This window comes from Nitrospirota bacterium, assembly GCA_020846775.1.
Classification (GTDB): domain Bacteria; phylum Nitrospirota; class 9FT-COMBO-42-15; order HDB-SIOI813; family HDB-SIOI813; genus RBG-16-43-11.
In genome coordinates, this window is the sequence record JADLDG010000077.1 from 1 (window position 1) to 5,200 (window position 5,200).

General features: G+C 43.1%; 3 protein-coding genes and 1 CRISPR repeat array. Of the genes, 1 reads left to right on the plus strand and 2 read right to left on the minus strand.

The window, feature by feature from the left end:
* Window positions 1-121 precede the first annotated feature (121 nt).
* Window positions 122-957: a CRISPR direct-repeat array (repeat unit 37 nt; unit sequence GTATCTATGAGGGTTCCATTAAAACAAGGATTGAAAC).
* 146 nt (window positions 958-1,103) lie between these two features.
* The gene (locus IT392_09760) at window positions 1,104-1,610 is read left to right on the plus strand and encodes a hypothetical protein (protein MCC6544770.1); all 507 of its coding nucleotides are present in this window, start codon (window positions 1,104-1,106) and stop codon (window positions 1,608-1,610) included.
* Between the two features lie 35 nt (window positions 1,611-1,645).
* On the opposite strand, the gene IT392_09765 is transcribed toward IT392_09760, so the two are convergent.
* Window positions 1,646-2,893: an MFS transporter gene (locus IT392_09765; GenBank protein ID MCC6544771.1), complete on the minus strand. Its 1,248-nt coding sequence runs from the start codon at window positions 2,891-2,893 to the stop codon at window positions 1,646-1,648.
* A 6-nt stretch (window positions 2,894-2,899) separates the two neighbouring features.
* Window positions 2,900-4,807 carry an ATP-binding cassette domain-containing protein gene (locus IT392_09770; protein MCC6544772.1) on the minus strand — a complete coding sequence of 636 codons (1,908 nt, stop codon included), beginning with the start codon at window positions 4,805-4,807 and terminating at the stop codon, window positions 2,900-2,902.
* Window positions 4,808-5,200 lie beyond the last annotated feature (393 nt).

Below are 5,200 nucleotides of genomic sequence, written 5' to 3' on the forward strand. Positions count from 1 at the left end.
CCCCTCCTTGTCTCATTCAAGGAGGAATCCTACAGGATCTGTATCAAATCACTACCTGATATATACTGACTTTCACTATGGAATTTTCATTGCCCTGGGGTATGGAATTTACTTTACCTTTGAGGCTATGAGGGTTCCATTAAAACAAGGATTGAAACCCATCGTCATTACGCATAAGAAATTCTGCTACTCCGTATCTATGAGGGTTCCATTAAAACAAGGATTGAAACCGGTTCAGGTGAGATCATGTAACCCCCTTATAAGCAGGTATCTATGAGGGTTCCATTAAAACAAGGATTGAAACATAGATATATAATAATTTTGCAGACAGGCAGACAGGTATCTATGAGGGTTCCATTAAAACAAGGATTGAAACACATTTTCAGTATTAACCTCAATTTCAACGTCATAAGTATCTATGAGGGTTCCATTAAAACAAGGATTGAAACACAGCCCCACAGGGCAGGAGGTGGAAAATGACATAGTATCTATGAGGGTTCCATTAAAACAAGGATTGAAACTTCATTTCTCCTCCCATTTAATTTATTTTCTAATCTGTATCTATGAGGGTTCCATTAAAACAAGGATTGAAACTATGAGAACAAAATACAGCAATCCAAATGCTGCACCGTATCTATGAGGGTTCCATTAAAACAAGGATTGAAACTCTTCAAGTAAATTAGCAGATGCCCAAGGAGCGAGATGTATCTATGAGGGTTCCATTAAAACAAGGATTGAAACAATTCTGAGCTTTGCATAGTTGAAAGAACATATAGAGTATCTATGAGGGTTCCATTAAAACAAGGATTGAAACTATGCAAAATGGAACTATGCAAGTTCTGTATACAGTATCTATGAGGGTTCCATTAAAACAAGGATTGAAACTGCTGTAATGATGACCTGGGGTTGGGTGGCTGGAAGTATCTATGAGGATTCCATTAAAACAAGGATTGAAACTATGTGACCCCTTTGGCGGTCTGACGGGTTGCAATGGTAAAGATGCAATAGCTGTTCTCCGATCTATTCTATTGACAACAAAATCATATCCTGATAATTTAGACAGTTCGATACGAGAAAAAACCTCTTACTAATAAGGGAGCCTTATGAACGCATCACACATTCACGTAGCACTGACACATGTTCCGGTCATTGGCATCATATTTAGCGGCATACTGTTATTAATTGCCTTTTTAACAATGGATAAGAAGCTGCAAAAGATATCATACTGGTTTATTTTCTTTGTCGCAATTTCGGCCATCCCTGTATTTCTATCAGGGGAACCGACAGAAGGTATTATTAAAAAACTTGCCGGGGTTTCAAAGCCTATGATTGAGGAGCATGAAGGGATCGCAATTTTTTCATTTATCGCCATGATAGTACTTGGACTATTTTCCATTATTGGTCTCATAATCTACAGAAAAAGTCCGATGTTCCCGGGATATTTTCAGGGCGGAATGATGATATTAACATTAATTGTCATGGTCCTGTTTGCATATACCGCCTATCTTGGCGGCCATGTCCGTCACAGTGAGATCCGGCCAGACTTCGGGATCAGCGGGCCAGGCCATGCCGTTGACGTCACTCCTAATACAGATAAAGATGATGACTGAGCTCCCTGTAATCGTATGAGTAAATAAGCGGGGTTTTAGACCTGCGTCAATGCCGGACGTCTCCAAAAGAAGACAAGAAAAAGAATAGATGCGACAATAGCTGTAACCGTCCCGAACAGGAATGTCGCCTGCGGGCCTTTCATATCCCACAACAAACCTGCTATAAAGCTTGATGGTAATGTAATCAGCCCTGTAATTGTGTGATAGACGCCATAGCCTGTACCTTTAACATTATCAGGAATCAGGGTAGCAACAAATGCCCTCTGTTGTCCTTCACTTATACCCATAAAAATGCCATATAAAAGAAATAGTACCCAAACAGTGGTCTGAGAATCGGCAAAAGCAAATCCTGCGTAGATCAAACCAAACAGGATATAACTGCTGAGAATCATCCGTTTCTTTCCAAAGCGGTCTGCGGCCATACCTGCGGGTAAGGATGACACTGAGTAAACGGCATTGAACAGAAGATATAAGATGGTAATATTAAACAGACCGCCACCGGCATCCTGTACCTTAAGTATTATGAAGGCATTACTGAAATTACCCAATGTAAATATTGACACCACAATAAGAAATTTCCTGAAATGATCGTTTGTAAAGCTAAGGGTGATCAGGTTCTTGCGGCTTCTGGTTTGAGGCATCTGTATATTTTCCCTTACAAATAATATAATCAGGATAACTGCTGCCACTCCAGGCAGGATAGATATCCAGAAGATAGTTCTGAAGGCATACTCAGTAGTACCGGAATCCTGCATGAAGATGTCTTTAGAATTGTAACTGACTCCCAAGAAGTACAGGACAGCTATAGCAATGGCCGGCCCCACAATGGCGCCAATGGTGTCCATCATCCTGTGAAAACCAAAGGCACGACCGAGGTGATCAGATCCCGTAGACTCAGCTATTATTGCATCCCTTGGGGCTGTCCTGATCCCTTTTCCAATCCTGTCAACAAAGCGGAAAATGAGGACCCCAATCCAGGTTGCTGACAGCGCCAGGATAGGTCTTGTAAATGTAGATAATCCGTAGCCATACAGGATAAGCGGCTTTCTCTTCCTCATCCTGTCTGATATATAACCGGAAACAACCTTAAGCAGGCTTGCCGTACTTTCTGCAATACCTTCGATCAACCCGACAATCGTCTTATTTACCCCGAGGATATTGGTTAGAAACAATGGCATGAGCGGATATATCATCTCACTCGATACATCCATAAAAAAACTGACCCAGCCGAGGGTGAATACATTGCGTTGAAGACCGAGGAATTTCCTGTTGTTATTTTCCATCTGACCTTATGATCCCACCCTTTTCCTCAACTCCTCCAAATATTCCCACCGCTCATATGCTGATACCAGGTCGGCTTCAACTGTATCAAGTTTTGTTTTGATTTCACTCATCTCAGCCGGTGTCTTTTTAAAATATTCTGCATCCGACATGAGAGAAAAAAGTTCTTCACGGGCGTTTTCAAGCGACTCGATCTTTTCCGGTAATGAGCCCAATTCTTTTTCTTCTTTAAAGGAGAGTTTCAGGGGACGGAGTTTCTCTTTTCTAACGATGTTGCTTTCTCCGGGGTCTTTTGCCTTTGGTTGTGAGTCTTTTACTTCAGGTCTTCGCTGCGAGAGCCAGTCGTCATAACCACCGGGGTATTCATTGATAATCCCGTCGCCTTCCAGGACCATGGTGCTTGTTACTACATTGTTAAGGAAGGCACGGTCATGGCTGACTAAAAGCAGTGTCCCGGAATATTCAATTAACAGCTCTTCCAGCAACTCCAGGGTCTCGATATCCAGGTCATTGGTCGGCTCATCCATGACCAGGACATTGGATGGCCTGGTAAAAAGCCTGGCGAGAAAAAGCCGGTTGCGCTCACCTCCGGAAAGGACTTTGACCGGAGTACGGGACCGCTCAGGCGAAAAAAGAAAGTCCTGAAGGTATCCAACAATATGCCTCGGCTTACCATTAATGGTAACCGTATCGCCTTTGCCGCAGACATTCTCGATTACTGTCAATTCTTCATCCAACTGTTCACGTAACTGGTCGTAATAAGCTATCTCGAGATTCGTTCCCAGACGTACCTTGCCTTTCATGGGTACCATCTCACCCAATAGCAGCCTCAACAAAGTGGTCTTGCCCATACCGTTGGGCCCCATAACTCCAATCTTATCGCCGCGCATGATCTGCGTTGAAAAATCTTTTATGATACAGTTGTCGCCATAACTGTAATTGAGGTGAGAAACTTTTATAACCAGATCACCTGAAAGTGCGGCCTCCTGTGCACGCATATTGACCTGGCCTATCGCCTTGCGCTGCGCTTTTTTCTCCTCGCGCATCCGTTCCAGGACTTTAACCATACCTTCATTGCGGGTCCGGCGGGCCTTTACCCCTTTGCGTATCCAGATCTCCCCCTCAGCCAGGACTTTGTCAAACTCCGCCTGTTTTGCTGCTTCATTATCCAGAGCATTTTGTTTACGGATTAAAAAGGTCTCGTAATCACAACTCCAGCTAAAGAGCTTTCCCCGGTCAAGTTCGATGATACGAGTGGAGATATTGCGCATAAACATACGGTCATGGGTAACCAGAAGGAGTGTCCCCGGGTAATTCTTTAAAAATCCCTCCAGCCAGTTGATGGAATCAATGTCGAGATGATTGGTCGGTTCATCTAGAAGGAGAATTCCGGGTTTTAAGACCAGCGCCTTTGCCAGGAGTGTACGGCGTTTTTGCCCCCCTGACAGATTTTGAAAGTCGGATTCTGGATCAAGCTTCATTTGGGCTATAACATATTCCACCTGGTTATTGATATCCCATCCCCCGGTATGATCTAATTCCGTCTGCAGCCGTTCTAACCTTCGCATGAGTTCCGGTGAATGATCGTCGTGCATCTGATGGATGATATGATGATAATCTTTGATGAGGCCGCCGCGATTACCTAATCCTGAGGCTACAATATCAAAAACGTTTCCGTTTATATCTACCGGGATCTCCTGAGGCAAATGTGTGATCTCAACACCCTGCTGGCGGATAATCTTTCCACTGTCAACCTTCATCTGACCGGCAATTACCTTCATCAGGGTGGTCTTGCCAGTCCCGTTGCGCCCTAAAAGCGCCACTCGCTCGCCGGCTTCCAGATGAAGCGTCAACTGATCAAATAAAAGCGGCCCGCCGAAGGTAACTGAGATTTCATTTAGACTGATAAGTGCCATAGCTATTTAGTAATCCCTGCTGCACATATTTTCATAACACTCCGTTCTCAAAGAATATGAAATACCCCTTTTGGTTAAATGCCATGTGTTTGAGGCGAGTATATTATTTATTAAAATTAATGTAAAGATTTACCATAAGAGAGAAAACAAATTGTTATTGTCCCTTTAAAATGCATCAACCTTGTTGACGGCTAAATCCCATCCTGCTAATGTTAATCTGATCTTGAATCATCTTAACGTTCCATTTTAATGTTTAACAGAACAAACGGTTGTGTCCCGATTCGTGTGGAAAATGACATATCCCGGTATCCATGGTTATTAAATGACCTCCACATTTGCCTTTAAATCAATGATCTTTAGTCGTCCCATATCTGAGTATACCCCTTTAAGCAG